A 16,798-nucleotide genomic window follows, 5' to 3' on the forward strand; every position below is an offset into this window, starting at 1 on the left:
GCCGCTTCAATCTTCGGGCGTGAAGCCGGACAGCTTCACGGCCTTCTCCCACAGCTGGCTCTCCTTGCGCTGAAGCGCCAACTGCTCCTGCGGCTGGCTGGGGGCAGGCACCAGACCGAGCACCTTCATCTTCTGGGCCGCTTCCGGTTTTGACAGCGACTGCACCACGGCCGTCCGCAGCTTTGCCAGCGTGGCCGCCGGCGTGGCGGCGGGCGCGTACAGCGCGAACCACAGGGGCACGTCGATGTCGATGCCGGATTCCTTCAGCGTCGGAACGCCCTGCAGGAACGGAGACCGCGTCGCGCCGGCTGTCGCGATGATGCGAATCTTGCCCGCGCTGTGCAGCGGAAGCGCCTCGGTGACCGGGCTCAGGACGGCGGCGATCTGGCCGCCCGCCAGGTCCGTCATGGCCGGGGCCGAGCCGCGATAGGGCACGTGCGTCATGGTCGTGCCGATCGCCCGGGCCACGGAGACGCCGAGCAGGTGGGGCAGGGTCCCTGCACCGGGTGAGCCGAAGCTCGCCTTGTCTCCCGCGGTCTTGGCCCAGGCGATGAACCCGGCCAGGTCCTTGGCGGGGGCGGCCGGGCCGATCGACAGCGCGTAGTCGCCCGTCGCGATGCGCGTCACCGGAACGAAGTCCTTCTCCATGTCGAACTTGAGGCTCTTGAACACATGGGGGAACAAGGTGACGGGGCCGTGGGGAACCAGCAGCAGCGTGTCGCCGTCCGGGGTCGACGCCTTGACCTGTTCGATCGCCAGGCGTCCCGCCGCGCCGGTGCGGTTCTCGACGAGCGCCGGCCGCCCGAGCGCAGTCTGCAGCGTCTCGGCGACCTGTCGGGCGAGTGCGTCGACGCTCCCCCCGGGGGCGAAGCCGACGACGATCTTCAAGGAAGAGCCCGCCTGTGCGGCCGCAAGACCCGGCTGAAGGGTCAGGGCGATCGACGCTGCGATGGCTGACATGGCAAATCTGCGCTGCATGGCGACTCCGAAAGACGTAGGTTCAATGCTGGATGCCCTGTCGCTGGCAGGGTCAGGGGGCATGCTAGGACCGCGGTCAATGCTTGTTCTAATCAACACTGATCCCCGTAAACCCTGTGGACAGCCTGCTCAGGCCTTGCCTCGGCGCCTGTCCGCGTTGGGGAGATCCGTCTGTTCCGCCAGGGCGACGGCCCTGTGATGAATCGCGTCGAGCGCCCGATCGAGCTGCTTGCGCCCGGCTTCGTCGAGGGCCTCGAGCAAGCGCAGGTTCACCGATCGCGTCACGGGAAACAGCGCCGCGAAGACGGACCTTCCTGCATCGGTCAACGAGACCCACACCCCCCGGGACGGGATCCGCCGCTTCGAAGCCAGGCCCTTGGCCACCAGGGAAGAGACGGCACGGGACAGTCGGGCGTCATCGAGTTCGGACTGCTCGACGATGCGTGACCACGGCATCTCGTCTGCCTGGGCCACCATGGCCAAGACAGCCCACTCGCGCCGGGTGATGCCGAACTGGCCTTCGCAGATCCGCGTCACCATGCTGCCGCCGATCGACACGATCTTGCTCAACCGGAAGAGCAACAGGTCCTGGATGCCACTGGGATCCTCGATTGAGCCCGTCATCGATCGTCTCCTCTTGCCTGTACGGCCACCTAGGCACCGTCATCGTCGGCTGTGCCTCGGGCGTGCTCGACGAGCCGATCGAGCAGCCGGCTGAACTGCTGGAGCTCGGTGGCGTCGAGGCAGGCGACGATCTCGGCGTTGCGCCGGTCGATCACGAGCATCAGGCGCTGCCAGACCCGTTCGCCCTTGGCTGTCAACGTGAGCACCACGCCGCGCCCGTCGGTGGCGCTGGCCTCCTTGCGGACCAGGCCCTGGTCGACCAGCGACTGCGCGGCGCGGCTGGCCTGGGCCTTGTTCAGGTTGGCCCGCTGCGCCAGGTCGTTGACGGACAAGGGACTGAAGGCGCCGATGGCGGCGAGGCATCGACCTTCACTGAACGGGATGCCGGCGTCGGTCTCGTAGGCGGCCTGGGACGCGCGGTCGGTGATCTTCGACAGGGTGTGCAGTCGGTGCGTGATGGTGCGATCCAGTGGAGCAGGGCTGCGCTTCGGTGAACTCATCGGGGTCCTGGTCGGCCGCGTCGGAACCCGCGCACTATAAGCCGGCACTGGTTGCGAGCACAACCACTTAGGCGTATATCGTTGCGCTCGCAACTAGTGAAAACCCGCGTGCACTTTACTGCAGGTCGACCCATACTGGTTGCGTCCGCAACTATTGCCCACCCGATCGGCGGACGCCAGGAGAACCCGTTGAGCTCGCCCATTGCCACACCGATCGAACACCCGCCCGGACCCTTGCCCGCGGCGGACGCCACCCTCGGCGCCGACCAGCGGGTCATCCAGAAGGTCTCGCGCCACCTGCTGGGCTTCCTGTTCCTGCTGTTCGTCGTGTCCTTCCTCGACCGCATCAACATCGGCTTCGCAGGCCTGACGATGGTGAAGGACCTGGGCCTGACCAGCACGCAGTTCGGCCTGGCGACGACCTTGTTCTACCTGGCCTACATCGCCTGCGGGGTGCCGAGCAACATCGCCCTCGCGCGCATCGGTGCCCGTCGCTGGATCGGCACGATCATGGTCGCCTGGGGCCTGGCCTCCACCGCGACGATGTTCGCGACCAGCGCCGAGTCCCTGTATTTCTGGCGTGTGCTGGTCGGCATCACCGAGGCCGGCTTCCTGCCCGGCATGCTGCTGTACCTGACGTACTGGTTCCCGTCCGCCTACCGGGCCCGCGCCAACGCGCTGTTCATGATCGCGATGCCGGTGACGGCCGGTGTCGGTTCGGCGCTCTCGGGGCTGATCCTCGGCCTGGACGGCACCTACGGGCTCAAGGGCTGGCAGTGGCTGTTCCTGCTCGAAGGCCTGCCAGCCGCGGTGCTCGGCATCGTCGTGTACGGCTACCTCACCGACACGCCCCAGCGGGCGACCTGGCTGACCGACGACGAGAAGACGACGCTGTCGCGCATGCTGACGGCGGAACACACCTCCGATCCGGTGCCGCCAGCCGGCAGCGCACGGCGCAGCCTGCTCTCCGAGCTGAGCTCTTCCACGGTGCTGAAGTTCTCGGTCGCCTACTTCTGCCTGGTCAACAGCCTGGCGATGGTCGCCGTCTGGACACCGCTGATCGTCAAGAGCTTCAGCGGCGGCGCCAGCAACTCGACGATCGGCCTGCTCGCCGCGATCCCGCAGGTCTGCACGATCGTCGGCATGGTCTGGTGGGGCCGCCGCTCGGACCAGGCGCAGGAGCGCCGCTGGCACCTCGTCCTGCCGATGCTGTTCGCGGCGCTTGGCTGGCTGATGACGGCCTGGTCCTCGCAGCCCGCGGTTCAGCTGCTGGGCGTCTGCTTCGCCTCGACCGGCGCGTACACCGCGATGTCGATCTTCTGGACCACGCCCGACCATGCGCTCAGCTTCCGCGCACGCGCCCTGGGCATCGCCGTGATCAACGCGGTGGGCAACCTCGGCTCGGCATTCAACCCGCTGATCGTGGGCTGGTTGAAGGACCTCACGCACAGCTTCAGCACCGGGCTGGTCTACGCGTCGGTGCTGCTCGTCGTGGGCTGTGCCATCGCCCTGATCCTGCCGATCCCGAAAGCCTCGAAAGCCCCGAAAGCGACGCGCGCCGTCGGCTCGGCCGCCTGACCCATTGCGCGAACCCTGCGAGGAGACATCCCCATGCACCGCCCCAGCACCGAAGCCCGTCCTTCGATCTACTACGACTACCAGGTCCACCAGCCCTGGCTGCCCTCGGACCATCCGGCGCAGGCCCGCCAGAAGGTGGTGATCGTCGGCTCGGGCCCGGCCGGCATGGTGACCGCGCTGGAGCTGGCGCGGCACGGCGTGCCCAGCGTCGTCGTCACCTCGGAGCTGCAGGTCTCGCAGGGCAGCCGCGCCATCGTGTTCACGCGCCGTTCGATGGAGATCCTGCAACAGGTGGGCACCGCCGCGCGCATGACCGAGAACGGGCTGCCCTGGCGCTTCGGCAACTCCTACTACCGCGGCCAGCGTGTCTTCCGCATGGAAGCGCCGCACGATGCCGACGATCGCTTCTTCCCGATGCTGAATATCCAGCAGCAGTACATGGAGGAGTACCTGCTGGACGCCTGCTCGGCCGAGCCGCTGATCGACTTCCGCTGGGGCAACAAGGTGATCAAGGTCGAGCAGGACGCCGAGGTGGCGCGGGTCGAGATCGACACGCCGCAGGGGCCGTACACGCTGGAGACCGAGTGGCTGGTCGCGGCCGACGGTGGCCGCTCGCCGATCCGCACGGCGATGAACCTGCAGATGGAAGGCGCGTCGTACGAAGGCTTCTTCGTCATCGCCGACATCAAGATCGACCTGCCCTTGCCGACCGAACGGCTGGCCTACTTCGACCCGGACTGGAACCCCGGCAACACCATCCTGATGCACCGCGAGCCGCACGGCATCTGGCGCGTCGACTACCAGCTGCCGGCCGGCGAAACGCCCGAGCAGGCGCTGCAGCCCGAATCGCTGAAGGCGCGCATCGACGCGCAGCTGGCGATGATCGGCCATGCCGGCGCGCGCTGGGAGATGGACTGGTGCTCGGTGTATTCGGCGCGCACGCTGACCCTGCCCGACTACGTGCACGGCCGCGTGCTCTTCACCGGCGACGCCGCGCACCTGCTGCCGATCTTCGGCGTGCGCGGCGCCAACACGGCCTTCCAGGACGCGCAGTCGCTGGCCTGGCACCTGGCCTTCGTCGTCAAGGGCCTGGCGGGCCAGGCCCTGCTGGCCAACCACAGCGCCGAGCGCGTCGGCGCGGCGCGCGAGATCATCGACGAGGCCGGCAAGAGCACGCGCTTCATGGCGCCGCCCAGCCGCGGCTTCCGCCTGCTGCGCGACGCGGTGCTGTCGCTGTCGCTGACCGAGGAGTTCGTGCGCCCGCTGTACCACTGGCGCACCTCGCGCCCGCACGAGTACACCGGCTCGATGCTCAACAGCGCCGGCGACGACAACGCGCTGTTCACCTCCGGGCCGGCGCATGGCGCGCCGCCGCAGAACATCCGCCTGTCGGCCGACGACTTCCTGCTAGACCACCTGGGCGGCGGATTCGACCTGCTCTATTTCACAGAAGCCGCGGCCATCCCCGAGCCGCTGCAGCGGGTGGTGGCCCGCACGCGCGAACGCGGCGTGCCGCTGCGGGTGATCGCCGTCGGGGCCGACCATCCGGTGGCCGGCGCCGACCTGACGCTGGCCGACGCCGATGGCCACTTCCGCCGCCGCTACGGCGTGCAGGCCAGCGGCGCAGGCTATCTGCTGCGCCCCGACCAGCATGTCTGCGCCCGCTGGCTGACGCTGGACGCCACGCGCCTGCAGGGCGCCCTCGACACCGCCTTGCCCCAGTGAGGAGAGCCCGATGAACACGAACCCGACCACCCCGACCCGAGCCCTGACCATCCCCGGCCTCGAGACCGTCTACGACGCCCTGGCCGCCGCCATCGACCAGGCCGGCCCGGACAAGTCCGAGCTGTTCCTCGTCAAGCTGGCGCTGCTCAACGCCAACGCGCTGGGCCACCCCGAGCGATTCCAGCAGCACCTGCAGGCGGCCCTGCGGGACCTCTGAGCCCAGGACGCCTCTCAACCCCCCAGGATTCACCATGCTGATCAACAAGGTCCACCACGTCGCCTACCGCGGCATCGACGCTAAGCAGACCGTCGAGTGGTACGGCCGGCATCTCGACATGACGTTCGTGCTGGCCATCGCCGAGGACGAAGTGCCCTCGACCAAGGCCCCCGACCCCTACATGCACGTCTTCCTCGATGCCGGGCAGGGCAACATCCTGGCCTTCTTCGAGCTGCCCTCGCAGCCACCGATGGACCGCGACCGCAACACGCCGGCGTGGGTGCAGCACCTGGCGCTGCAGTGCGACTCGGTGGACACGCTGCTGGCCACCAGGGCGCGGCTGGAAGCCGCCGGCATCGAGGTGCTGGGCCCGACCGACCACACGATCTTCCAGTCGATCTACTTCTTCGATCCCAACGGCCACCGGCTGGAGTTGGCCGCCAACACCGGCACGCCGGCGATGCTGCAGCGGCTGGACGCGGTGAAGTGGGACATGCTCAACGAGTGGGCGGTGACCAGGCGGGCGCCGAAGCACGCGGCCTGGATGCACGATGGCAGCCTGGCGGCCGCGGGGCATTGAGGCCCGCATGGGCACGCTGAACGAAACGCACGATCCGGCGCTGCGCAGCTGGGTCGCATCGGCCAACGCGGCCGATACCGACTTCCCGATCCAGAACCTGCCGCTGGCGGTGTTCCGCCGGCGCGGCAGCCATGAGGCCTTCCGCGGTGGTGTCGCCATTGGCACGCAGATCGTAGATCTCGCCGCTGCCGTCGCGCGCGGTGCCTTCGACGGCGCGGCCGCCCGCGCGGCGCAAGCCGCGGCTGGCGATTCGCTCAACGCCTTGATGGCGCTGGGCCCGGCCGCGTGGTCGGCGCTGCGCCTGTCGCTGTCGCGTGCGCTGCGCGAGGGCGCCGCCGCGCAGCCGCTGCTGGAAAGCTGCCTCGTGCCGCAGGCCGATGCCGACTACACGCTGCCGGCGCGCATTGGCGACTACACCGACTTCTACACCGGCATCCACCACGCCACCACGGTCGGCAAACTGTTCCGCCCCGACAACCCGCTGCTGCCCAACTACAAGTGGGTGCCGATCGGCTACCACGGCCGCAGTTCGTCCATCGTCGTCAGCGGCACCCCTGTGCGCCGGCCGCTCGGCCAGACCAAGGCTGCGGCCGAGACGCCGCAATTCGGCGCGAGCCAGCGGCTGGACTACGAACTCGAGCTGGGTTTCCTGATCGGCACCGGCAATGCGCTCGGCGAGCCGATCGCCATCGAAGACGCCGAGGCGCACCTGTTCGGCGTGGCCCTGTTCAACGACTGGTCGGCGCGCGACATCCAGCCCTGGGAGTACCAGCCGCTCGGTCCCTTCCTGTCGAAGAACTTCGGCAGCACGCTGGCGCCCTGGGTGGTGACGATGGAGGCGCTGGCGCCGTTCCGCGCGCCACTCGTGCGACCGGCGGGTGACCCGCAGCCGCTGCCGTACCTGGACGGCCGCGATGACCGTGCGCGAGGCGCGCTCGACATCACGCTGGACGTCTGGCTGCAGACCGCGCAGATGCGCGAAGCCGGGCAGGGTGCCGTGCGGCTGACGCGCGGCAACGCAGGCGAGGCGGCCTACTGGACGCCGGCGCAGCTCGTCGCGCACCACACGGTGGGCGGCTGCAACCTGCAGCCGGGCGACCTGTTCGGCTCGGGCACCTTGTCGGGCCCCGGTGCGGACCAGGCCGGCTCGCTGCTGGAACTGACGCAAGGCGGCCAGCGTCCGATCACCTTGCCCAACGGCGAGACGCGCAGCTTCCTGGCCGACGGCGACACGCTCATCCTGCGCGGCAGCTGCGAACGCGCCGGTGCGCGGCGCATCGGCTTCGGCCCGTGCACGGGCACCGTGCTGCCGGCCCGGGCCCCGCGGTCATGAGGGCAGCTACATCTGCTTGAAGTGATGCGTGAACCTTCGGCTGGCGCGCAGCACCTCGGCGCGACCCTTGAGGTGGATGTCCGCCGTCTCGTTCACGCCGCGCACCACATGGCTGATCGACCCGAGGTTGACGATCGCCGAGCGGTGCACCTGCACGAACTGCTCGGGGTCCAGCTGGCCGAGCAGGTCCTTGAGGGGCACGCTCACCACCGCCTCGCTGACGACGCCCTCGTCGTTGCGCCAGGCCACGACGGTGTACTTGCTGTCGGCCTGCAGGTAGTCGACCCGGTCGACCGGAATCAGCCGTAGCGCTGCGCCCACCTGGGCGCGCAGCCATCGGAGCCCGGGCGGCCGGCCGCCGCGATGCAACTGCTGCGCCAGCTGCTGCAGCAGCGCCTCGTTGAAGAGCGCCGGCGCCGCGCACTGGATGCGCTCCTTCAGGCGGTTCACGGTTTCCGCCAGGCGCAGCGGCAGCACCGGCTTGACCAGGTAGTCCAGCGCGCCCTGTGCAAAGGCCTGGACGGCGTACTGCTCGAATGCGGTGACGAAGACCAGATGCGCGCGTCGACCGATGTGATGCGCCGCTTCCACGCCGCTCATCCCGGGCATGTGCACGTCCAGGAAGCAGACCGTGGGCTGCAGACGCTCGAACTGCTCGACCGCTTCCCGGCCGTTGCGCGCCTGGGCCACCACGCGCAGCCCGGGCCATGCGTACGACAGGAGCTCGGCGAGCTCGTCGCGCAGCTGAGGTTCATCGTCCGCGATCAGTGCGGAAGGGGTCATGCCGGGCCTCCACGGCGCACCGGGAACTCGGCCTCGGCCACGGTGCCCAGGGGCGTTGTGCTGCCGAGCCGAACCTGCACATCGTCACCGAAGGCCAGCGCCAGGCGCTCGCGCAGGTTCGACAGGCCGGTGCCGGTGGAGTCGGCACGCCGCGGCTGCAGACCGACCCCGGTGTCGGCCACACGCACCTGCACGCGCTGCGCCTGCACGGTCACCCGCACATCGACGCTACCGCCGGTCTCGCTGGGATCGATCCCATGCTTGATGGCGTTCTCCACGAAGGTCAGCAAGGCCATCGGAGGACAGTGCAGCACCAGCGCTTCCGGAGCGATGTGTACCGTGTAGCGCAGCCGGTCCGGCATGCGCATGCGCATCAGCTCGAGGTAGGCGCAGACCATCTGCTGCTCATGCTCGAAGGTCGCATGGTCGTTCCCCAGCGTCGGCACCGCCGCGCGCAGGTAGGCGATGAGGTGGTCGAGCATCGCCGTGGCATCCGCACCGCCCGACCGGCGCACCAGCGACCGGATGTTGGCCAGCGTGTTGAACAGGAAGTGCGGTTCGACCCGCGCCTGCAGAAGTCGCAGCCGCGCGTCCAGGGCCTTGCGTTCCAGCTCGCTGCTTCTCAGCTGGAAGGCCAGTGCCTGTTCCCGCGCGAAGGCCTCGCTGCGGTGCAGCTGGGCCCCCAGCGCGATCCAGGGTCCCACCAGCACACCCATGAAGGCCGTGATCAGCCATCCGTCGCGGTAGCCGGTGCCGAGGGCCAGCACATGCGGCGTGCCGACGGTCACGGCATAGCCCAGGTAGGTGGCCGGCGGCATGATGAGCAGCACGGCCAGCAACTGCAGGATCCAGCGCGGTGACCAGGCGGGGGGGTGTCGCGGCCATCGGTCCAGCAGGCCGTAGGCCAGCACGCCCAGCGCGGCGGCCACGCCGCAGCGCACCAGCCATTCCGTGAACGCAGTCACCGAGCTGAGCGTGCGGATCAGCGACCAGACCACCGTCACGACCAGCCACAGCCTGACGCGCGGCCACGAGACCAGACGGCGCCAGCCTGCAGCAGGGGGTGCATGGAGATCGACGGCGGGTGTCACGGTCGCTGATGTTGCCATTGGCAGTCGCCGGTTCAGCGCCGGAACGTGCCGCAGGACGCGGCGCCACCGCCTCTCGTCCGTGCCCAACGTCTCTCGGTGGGCGATCCCCGTCGCTCGTCGGTCGGCCGCTTGGTGTCGATCGGCGCGATGACCACAGTGCGGGGCCAGGGCATCGGCACACCAGTCGATTGCCTGCACGACCAGGTCACTCTCTGAAAGGCGGTCATGGGATCTTCCCGAGCATGCGAACTTCCACCGGTCCCGATGTGGCGCATCCACGCGCTGCGCCTGGGATACCTGCTGATTGCCGGCGTGATGGGCTTCTTCGTCTGGCAGCAGGTTCTGTTCGAGATCGGCCCGTGGCCGGCCCCGCGCGTCATTGCCAAGTCGATGCTGGCCGCGCTGGCCCTGCTGTGTGTGCTGGGGCTCCGATACCCGCTGCAGATGCTGCCGCTGATGCTGTTCGAGACGCTGTGGAAGACCGTGGCGATCCTGCTGATCATCCTGCCGGCCTGGCTGGCCCACCGCATCACGCCGGACCTGGAAGTGCTCTTCGGCGAGTGCATCGGGATCGTCGTGACCTACCTGGTGATGCCTTGGCGCTACGTCTGGGCGCGCTACTGCCTGCATCCGGGCGAGGCCTGGCGCAAGCCCCGTACCGAGGGCATGGGCCCTGCGCAGGATGCGATGTAGGAACGCCGCGCCTGGCCGGCCGACGCAGCGGATTCGTTCGCCTTCGATGGCGATCCGCGTGGTCGTGGGGGTCATCGGGTACTTTTCATCACGGTTTACTAACGCGTTATCTGCGCGTCCTCACGTCGGATCAGGCGGCGCCTGCAACGCACGCAGCACCGGCGGCAGGGCCGCGAGCACCACGTCCAGCCGCGCCTGCACCTCCTGCGCCGGCGCCGCGCGCGACAGCGTGGCTTCCAGCTCCGCCGCCGCGGCGGCCAGCGCCTGCGCGCCGAGCGTGCCGGCCTCGCTTTTCAGGTCATGGGCCAGGCGCGTGGCCGCTGCCGGGTCGGCGGCCGCGGCCTGGAAGCGCGCCTCGAAATTGCGCGCGCTCTGGCTGAACATCGTGAGCAGGCGCTGGTGCAGCGCGCTGCCGGGCGTCACGCCGCCGCTGTGCAGCGCCGCCTCGTCGAAGGCGAACGCCGTGCCGCGCGCCGCCGCCGCGGGGCGGATCCAGCGCGCGAGCGTGGCGAACAGGTCGGCCTGGCGGATGGGCTTGGCCACGTGGTCGTTCATGCCCGCGGCCAGCGCCTTGTCGCGGTCGCCGACCATCGCGTTGGCGGTCATCGCGATCACCGGCAGCTGGGCCCAGCGCGGATCCTGGCGCAGCCGCCGCGTCGTCTCGTAGCCGTCGAGCACGGGCATCTGGCAGTCCATCAGCACGCCGTCGAAGGTGTGCTCCTGCAGCAGGTCCAGCGCGCGCAGGCCGTCCTCCGCGACGCTGAACTCGATGCCCGCGCGGCGCAGCAGTTCGCAGGCCAGCTCCTGGTTCACCGGGTTGTCCTCGACCAGCAACAGCCGCGCGCCGGCCAGCGCCTGGCCCGGGCTTGGCGGGGTCGCGTCGGCGGGCCTGGTGGCGGGTCGCGCGCCGCGCTGGGGCTGCAGCACCGCCAGGCAGGCGTCCAGCAGTGTCGAGGGCGTCACCGGCTTGGCCAGCAGCGTAGCCACCGGGGCCTCGGTCGTCTGTGCCTGGCGCCTGGCCTCGTCGCGGCTGAAGGCCGTGACCATCAGCACCGTCGGCGGGGGGTGGCGCAGCCGCAGGTGGCCCAGCCGGCGCGCCACTTCGACGCCGTCCAGGCCCGGCATCTTCCAGTCCAGCAGCACCAGGTCGACGGCGCGGTCGGCCGCATCGGCCGCGGTGATCGTCGCCAGCGCGGCCTCGCCGTCGGCCGCGGTCATCGCCTCGAGCGATAGGCTGCGGGCCATCGCCGCCATCTGCTCGCGCGCGCAGGCGTTGTCGTCGACCACCAGCACCCGCTGCCCGCGCAGCGGCTCCGCCGGCGCCAGCGCGGCCTGGGACGCGGGCAGGCCGAAGCGCGCGCTGAAGCGGAAGCTGCTGCCGCGACCGGGCGCGCTGTCGACGCCGATCTCGCCGCCCATCATCTCGACCAGGCGGCGGCTGATCGCCAGGCCCAGGCCGGTGCCGCCGAAGCGGCGCGTGGTGGAGCTGTCGGCCTGGCTGAAGGGCTGGAACAGCCGGGCCAACTGCTCCGGCTCCAGCCCGATGCCGGTGTCGCGCACCTCGAAGGCGAGCTGCACCGCGCCGTCCTCGCGCGCGCGCTGCGTCACCGAGACGACGACTTCGCCATGCTCGGTGAACTTGACCGCATTGCCCACCAGGTTCAGCAGCACCTGGCCCAGCCGCGTGGGGTCGCCGATCAGGCGGCGCGGCAGCCGTGCCGGCAGCGCGTACACCAGCTCGAGGCCCTTTTCCTCGGCCTTCTGCCCGACCAGGGTGCCCAGGCGCTCGAGCACCTCGTCGATGTCGAACTCGAGCTGCTCCATCTCGAGGTGGCCGGCCTCGATCTTCGACAGGTCGAGGATGTCGTTCAGGATCGCCAGCAGCGATTCCGCGGCGCGCTGCACGTGGCGCACGTAGCGCGCCTGCGTGTCGTTCAGCCCGCTCTGCAGCGCGAGCTGCGACATGCCGAGGATCGCGTTCATCGGCGTGCGGATCTCGTGGCTCATGTGCGCCAGGAAGCTGGACTTGGCCTGGCTGGCCGCCTCGGCCTCCAGCCGCGCGCGGCGCTCGCTGAGGTCGAGCACGAAGCCCACCGTCTGCGGCGGCGGCCCCGGCGTCAGGATGCCGCCCACCAGCACCGGCACGCGGCGGCCGTCCTTGTGCAGGTACTCCTTCTCGTACGGCCGGTAGCGCCCTTCCTCCAGCAGCGCCAGCCCGGCGCCGGCGTCGGCGTCGCGGTACTCGGGCGGCGTCAGCCGTTCGGTCGTCAGCGCGCCGGTCCGCATCTCCTCGCGCGTGTAGCCGACGATGCGCAGGTAGGCATCGTTGGCCTCGACGATGCGGCCTTCCAGGTCGGTGATGCGCACCGCGATCAGGTTGGACTCCACCAGCCGCGCGATGCGCGCCTGCCACTCGACGGCCGCGGCCTCGGCACGCCGGCGCTGCTCGTTCTCTTCCTTCAGCGCGGTGTACAGGCCGGCGGTCTCCAGCGAGATCGCCGCCTGCGCCGCCAGCATGCCCAGCACCGCGGCCTGGCGCGCGCTGAAGGCATGCGTGCTCAGCCCGTGCTCGAGGTAGAGCACGCCGATCGCCTCGGCGCGGCGCAGCAGCGGCAGGCACAGCAGCGAGCGCGGGTGCACGCGCTGCAGGTAGGCATCGGCGCCGAAGGGGTGCGGCTGCGTCGCATCGGCCAGCAGCAGCGGCTCGCGGCTGCGCCGCACGTACTGCAGCACCGCGGCCGGATGCTGCGCGTCCTCGTCCTGCACCGCCAGGCCCGGGCGGTGCAGCTGCAGCGCGAGCTCGACGCCCTGCACCTGCACCTGCGCCGCGAGGACCAGGTGGTCGGCCTCGATCACGTACAGCCGCGCGGACTGCGCGCCCGCTTCCTCGAGCGCGATGCGCATCAGCGTCTCGAGCAGCGCGTCCAGATCGATCTGCCCCGACAGCGCCTGCGCGGCCTTCATCACCGCCAGTGCGTCGATCGGCATCGCCGCGGCCACGTCCGCGCGCAGCGCCGGGTGCGCCGCCTCGAGCTGGCGCAGCCGGGCCGTCGCGCCCCAGCGCGTGTAGGCCGCATGGGCCGCGGCCAGGCTGTCGTCGGCCAGGCGCGTCAGGCCGCGGCTGCGCTGGAACGCGGCCACCCGCTCCAGCGCCAGCCCCGCCTGGTGCGGCAGCGCGGCCGCGCGGGCGGCGGCGATGGCCTGCTCGTACAGCCCCTCGGCCTGCAGCACGTTGCCCTGCAGCCGCGCGAGCTCGGCCGCCACCAGCGCATGCCGGTTGGCATAGTTCTCAGGGCAGTGGCCGGCCCACACGGCCAGGTCGGCCACCGCGCGCTCGATCAGCCGCAGGCCCTCGGCCTGCGCCGCCGGCGGCTGCTGCTCGTGCACCGCGGCCAGCGCCAGCGCCCGGTAGAACGTGAAGGTCGGCTGCACCGCCATCGCGGTGACGGCGCGCAGCACGCCCTCGGTGCGGGCGGCGGCCTGCAGCGAGGCCTCGGCATCGCCGGCCAGGAAGGCGGCCACCTGTTCGAGCAGGTACACGATGGCCAGCCCGGCCAGGCTGTTCTGCGCGCTCAGGCGCTGCACCGCGGCGGCGTGGTCGTGGCCATCGCCATCGAACGAGGCCGGCGCGGCCGTGCGCCCCTGCAGGCAGCGCGCGAAGCGCTCGAAGGTCTGCACCACTTCCAGCGTGCCGCCGCTGTGCGTGGCGCGCAGGAAGGCGATGCTGCGCCCGGCCTGCAGCGCCAGTTCGTCCACCCGCTCGCCGCCTTCCAGCATGTACAGGCAGGTGTTGACGGCGATCAGCGCCGCATGCGCGAAGTTGCCCACCTCCAGGCAGGCGGCATAGCCGCGGTCGAGGATCGGCCGGCCGCTGGCGAAGGGCCGGCGCCAGAAGTGGATGAAGCCGGCATGCGAGAACAGCAGCATGCCGCGGCGCCGGCGGTCGTCCAGCCGCTCGTTCAGCCGCACCGCCAGCTGCGAAAAGTCGAAGGCCCCGGCGATGTCGCCGAACGCCGACAGCCGCACGCGGGCGTAGTAGGTGTAGACGACCGCGCTCTCCTCGCAGTTGCCATGCTGCAGCACCAGCCGCATCGCCTGCAGCACCAGCCACGGGAACGCGTCCGGCCGCGCGATGTACAGGCCGGTGAACGAATCGACGATCAGCCCGAGCACGGTGCGCGCGTCGTCGTCGGCCAGCGCGGGGGCCTCCAGCAGCGACTCGGCGCTGCGGCCGGCCAGGGCCTGCTCGATCTCCTGCCGCGCCTGCTGCACCAGCGCGGCCGGGTCGCCCGCCGGCATCTCGATGCCGAACAGGCGCAGCGACTCCAGCGCCACCGCTGCCGCCGCGCCGTACTGGCCGGGCACCAGGCGCAGCCGGATGCGCAGGCTGCACAGGTGCGCGCGTTCGCCCGCCGAGCGGGCGCGCGGCAGCAGCGCCGCCAGGCGTGCCTCGGCTTCCTGGAAGCGCGCGGTCAGGAACTCGCACTCGGCCAGTTCCTGCTCGAGCGCGAAGGTCTCGCTGGCCCGCGCCGCCCAGCCATCGGCCGGCCAGGCGGCCGCGGCGCGCGCCAGGTGCTCGTGCGCCAGCGCGAAGGCCAGGCCGGCCTTGGCGCGGCGGCCGGCCTCGATGTTCAGCTGCGCCAGCTGCAGCTGCTGCGCCGCATCGGTGAGCAGCGCGCACCCGCGGTTGAGCTGGTGCACCACGGCGAACAGGTGCTCGCAGCGCGCGTCGGGGTCGAGCGCGGCGAGCAGCCGCTGGCCGATGCGCAGGTGCCAGGCGGGCAGCTCGTCGGCCGCGATCAGGGCCAGCGCGGCCTCGTGCACGCGGTCGTGCACGAAGCGGTAGCGCTCGTTGCTCAGCTCGACCAGCCCGGCATCGGCCGCGGCCCGAAGCTGCTCGGTGGCCCGTGCCGGCGCCACCCCCAGCGCGGCGGCCAGCAGCACCAGCGGGCCGCTGCCGCCCAGGCAGGCCGCGTGCTGCAGCGCGTCGCGCGTGAGCGCCGGCAGGCGGCGCAGGCGGCGCTCGACTGGCTGCAGCGCATCCGCGGCAGGTGGCCGCAGGCGCAGCGGGTCGCCGTCCCAGCGCCAGGCCTGCTGCGCGCCGTCGAAGTGCAGCAGGCCCTCGGCCCGCAGCTCGGACAGCGTCTGCAGGATGTCGAACGGATTGCCGCGGGTGCGCTCGCGCAGCAGCGCGGCCAGCGGCTCGGCCTGGGCCGGCGGCAGGTGCAGGCTGTCGGCCACCAGCGCGCGCACCTGCTCGGCGCCCAGCGCGGCTAGCGGCACGTGGGTCACCTGCGCACCGGCCGCGTCGGCCTGGGCCAGCATCGCGCGCAGCGGATGCGCGGCCTCGGCCAGCGCGGTGTCGCGGCAGGCGCCGACGATCAGCAGCGCGCCGGCGTTGTCGTTGACCAGCAGGTCGCGCAGCAGCGCCACGCCGGCCGCATCGGCCCACTGCAGGTCGTCCAGGCACAGCAGCAGCGGTTGCTCGGCACGCGCGAACACGCCGATGAAGCGGCCGAGCACCCAGCGCAGCCGGTTCTGCGCCTCCACCGGGGCCAGCGCCGGCGGCGCGGGCTGCGGGCCGACCAGCGGCGCCAGCGCCGGCACCAGCTCCACCATCACCGGCAGGCCCGGGCCCAGCGCCTCGGTCAGCGCCGCGCGCCAGGCGGCCACGCGCGCCTCGGTGTCGCCCAGCAGCGGCGCGACCAGATCGTGCAGCGCCTGGGCCAGCGTGGCCCAGGGCCCGTCGCGGCGCTGCGAGTCGAACTTGGCGCCGACCACGCGCCGCGGCGCCGCGCCCAGCGACGCCAGCCAGGCCTGCACCAGCCGCGTCTTGCCGATGCCGGCGGGCCCGGACACCAGCACAAGCTGCGGCCGCGCCTGGGCCGTGACGCGCGCCAGGGCCGCGCCCAGCGCCGCCAGGGCCTCGTCGCGGCCATGCAGCTGCTGCGGCGCGCCGATGTCCTGCGGCGGATCGGCCGCGCCGGGCACGAAGGCCGTGACGGTGCCGCTGCGCTCGCACTCGGCCAGGCAGCGGTCCAGGTCGGCCACCAGGCCCTGGGCCGCGCGGTAGCGCTGGTCGGCGTCCTTCGCCAGCAGCTTCATCACCAGCGCGGACACCGGCGCGGGCACCTGCGGCGCCAGCTCGGCCAGCGGCCGGGGCAGGCGTGCGGCGTGGCAGTGGGCCCAGGCCAGCGGATCGGCCGCCTCGAACGGCAGCCGGCCGGCCAGCGCACGGTACAGCAGCAGGCCGAGCTGGTAGAAGTCGGCGCGGTGGTCGACCGGCCGGTTCATCCGCCCGGTCTGCTCCGGCGCCACCCAGGCCCAGTCGTCGATCGGCGGCGGCGCCTGTGCGCCCAGCCGCCGGCGTTCCACCGCCGCACTGACATCGGCGATCCAGCCCGCGCCGGTGTCGGGGTCCACCAGCAGGTTGTCCGGCCGCAGGTCGCCGTGCGGCAGCTGCGCCGCATGCAGGCCCGCCAGCGCCCGGGCCAGCGTGCAGCCCAGGCGCAGGCCGGCCTCGAGACCGAACGGGCCGGCCGCCAGCCGTTCGGTCAGGCCGGTGACCGGGAGGTCGGCGCACACCATCGCCGGCAGCGCGCCGGAGGTGCTGAGCTCCAGCGGATGCAGCAGGCCGGGCACCTGCAGCGCCTGCAGCAGCGCATGTTCCTCGCGGAAGTCGCTGGCGTCGCCGGT

The 16,798-nt window shown here is 71.5% G+C and carries 12 protein-coding genes; 6 read left to right on the plus strand and 6 right to left on the minus strand.

Annotated features, from left to right (window positions below; genetic code table 11):
• Window positions 1-6 precede the first annotated feature (6 nt).
• From ACILR4_RS23745 to ACILR4_RS23755, 3 genes are all read right to left on the minus strand, one after another.
• Window positions 7-960 (minus strand): tripartite tricarboxylate transporter substrate-binding protein, encoded by a 954-nt coding sequence (locus ACILR4_RS23745; protein WP_395703364.1) that lies wholly within the window; start codon window positions 958-960, stop codon window positions 7-9.
• Between the two features lie 147 nt (window positions 961-1,107).
• On the minus strand, window positions 1,108-1,602 hold the full coding sequence (locus ACILR4_RS23750; protein ID WP_395703365.1) for a MarR family winged helix-turn-helix transcriptional regulator: 495 nt from the start codon (window positions 1,600-1,602) through the stop codon (window positions 1,108-1,110).
• Between the two features lie 29 nt (window positions 1,603-1,631).
• Window positions 1,632-2,102 (minus strand): MarR family winged helix-turn-helix transcriptional regulator, encoded by a 471-nt coding sequence (locus ACILR4_RS23755; RefSeq protein WP_395703366.1) that lies wholly within the window; start codon window positions 2,100-2,102, stop codon window positions 1,632-1,634.
• Between the two features lie 189 nt (window positions 2,103-2,291).
• Here ACILR4_RS23755 and ACILR4_RS23760 point away from each other — a divergent pair, with 189 nt between their 5' ends.
• Genes ACILR4_RS23760 through fahA form a run of 5 tightly spaced genes read left to right on the plus strand, consistent with a single transcriptional unit; the run spans window position 2,292 to window position 7,535 of the window.
• Window positions 2,292-3,680: an MFS transporter gene (locus ACILR4_RS23760; protein WP_395703367.1), complete on the plus strand. Its 1,389-nt coding sequence runs from the start codon at window positions 2,292-2,294 to the stop codon at window positions 3,678-3,680.
• 33 nt (window positions 3,681-3,713) lie between these two features.
• Window positions 3,714-5,405: an FAD-dependent monooxygenase gene (locus ACILR4_RS23765; RefSeq protein WP_395703368.1), complete on the plus strand. Its 1,692-nt coding sequence runs from the start codon at window positions 3,714-3,716 to the stop codon at window positions 5,403-5,405.
• A 10-nt stretch (window positions 5,406-5,415) separates the two neighbouring features.
• Window positions 5,416-5,622, plus strand: coding sequence for a DUF2783 domain-containing protein (locus ACILR4_RS23770; protein WP_395703369.1), 207 nt, complete (start codon window positions 5,416-5,418; stop codon window positions 5,620-5,622).
• 34 nt (window positions 5,623-5,656) lie between these two features.
• Entirely contained in the window at window positions 5,657-6,202 is a 546-nt protein-coding gene (locus ACILR4_RS23775) for a VOC family protein (RefSeq protein WP_395703370.1), read from the plus strand.
• A 7-nt stretch (window positions 6,203-6,209) separates the two neighbouring features.
• A complete protein-coding gene (fahA, locus tag ACILR4_RS23780; RefSeq protein WP_395703371.1) occupies window positions 6,210-7,535 on the plus strand; it encodes a fumarylacetoacetase in 1,326 nt (441 codons plus the stop codon).
• Window positions 7,536-7,541: 6 nt separating this feature from the next.
• On the opposite strand, the gene ACILR4_RS23785 is transcribed toward fahA, so the two are convergent.
• Both ACILR4_RS23785 and ACILR4_RS23790 read right to left on the minus strand, forming a co-directional pair.
• Window positions 7,542-8,318, minus strand: a complete 777-nt coding sequence (locus ACILR4_RS23785) for a LytR/AlgR family response regulator transcription factor (protein WP_395703372.1) — start codon at window positions 8,316-8,318, stop codon at window positions 7,542-7,544.
• Complete coding sequence (locus tag ACILR4_RS23790) at window positions 8,315-9,136, minus strand: sensor histidine kinase (protein ID WP_395703375.1); 822 nt, start codon at window positions 9,134-9,136, stop codon at window positions 8,315-8,317. Before ACILR4_RS23790 ends, ACILR4_RS23785 begins: the two co-directional genes overlap by 4 nt.
• A 537-nt stretch (window positions 9,137-9,673) precedes the next feature.
• Here ACILR4_RS23790 and ACILR4_RS23795 point away from each other — a divergent pair.
• Window positions 9,674-10,102 (plus strand): hypothetical protein, encoded by a 429-nt coding sequence (locus tag ACILR4_RS23795; RefSeq protein WP_395703373.1) that lies wholly within the window; start codon window positions 9,674-9,676, stop codon window positions 10,100-10,102.
• Window positions 10,103-10,222: 120 nt separating this feature from the next.
• On the opposite strand, the gene ACILR4_RS23800 is transcribed toward ACILR4_RS23795, so the two are convergent.
• The coding region (locus ACILR4_RS23800) for a response regulator (RefSeq protein ID WP_395703374.1) at window positions 10,223-16,798 on the minus strand (6,576 nt) is incomplete at its 5' end.

This window comes from Aquabacterium sp. (assembly GCF_044226965.1).
GTDB lineage: Bacteria > Pseudomonadota > Gammaproteobacteria > Burkholderiales > Burkholderiaceae_C > Pseudaquabacterium.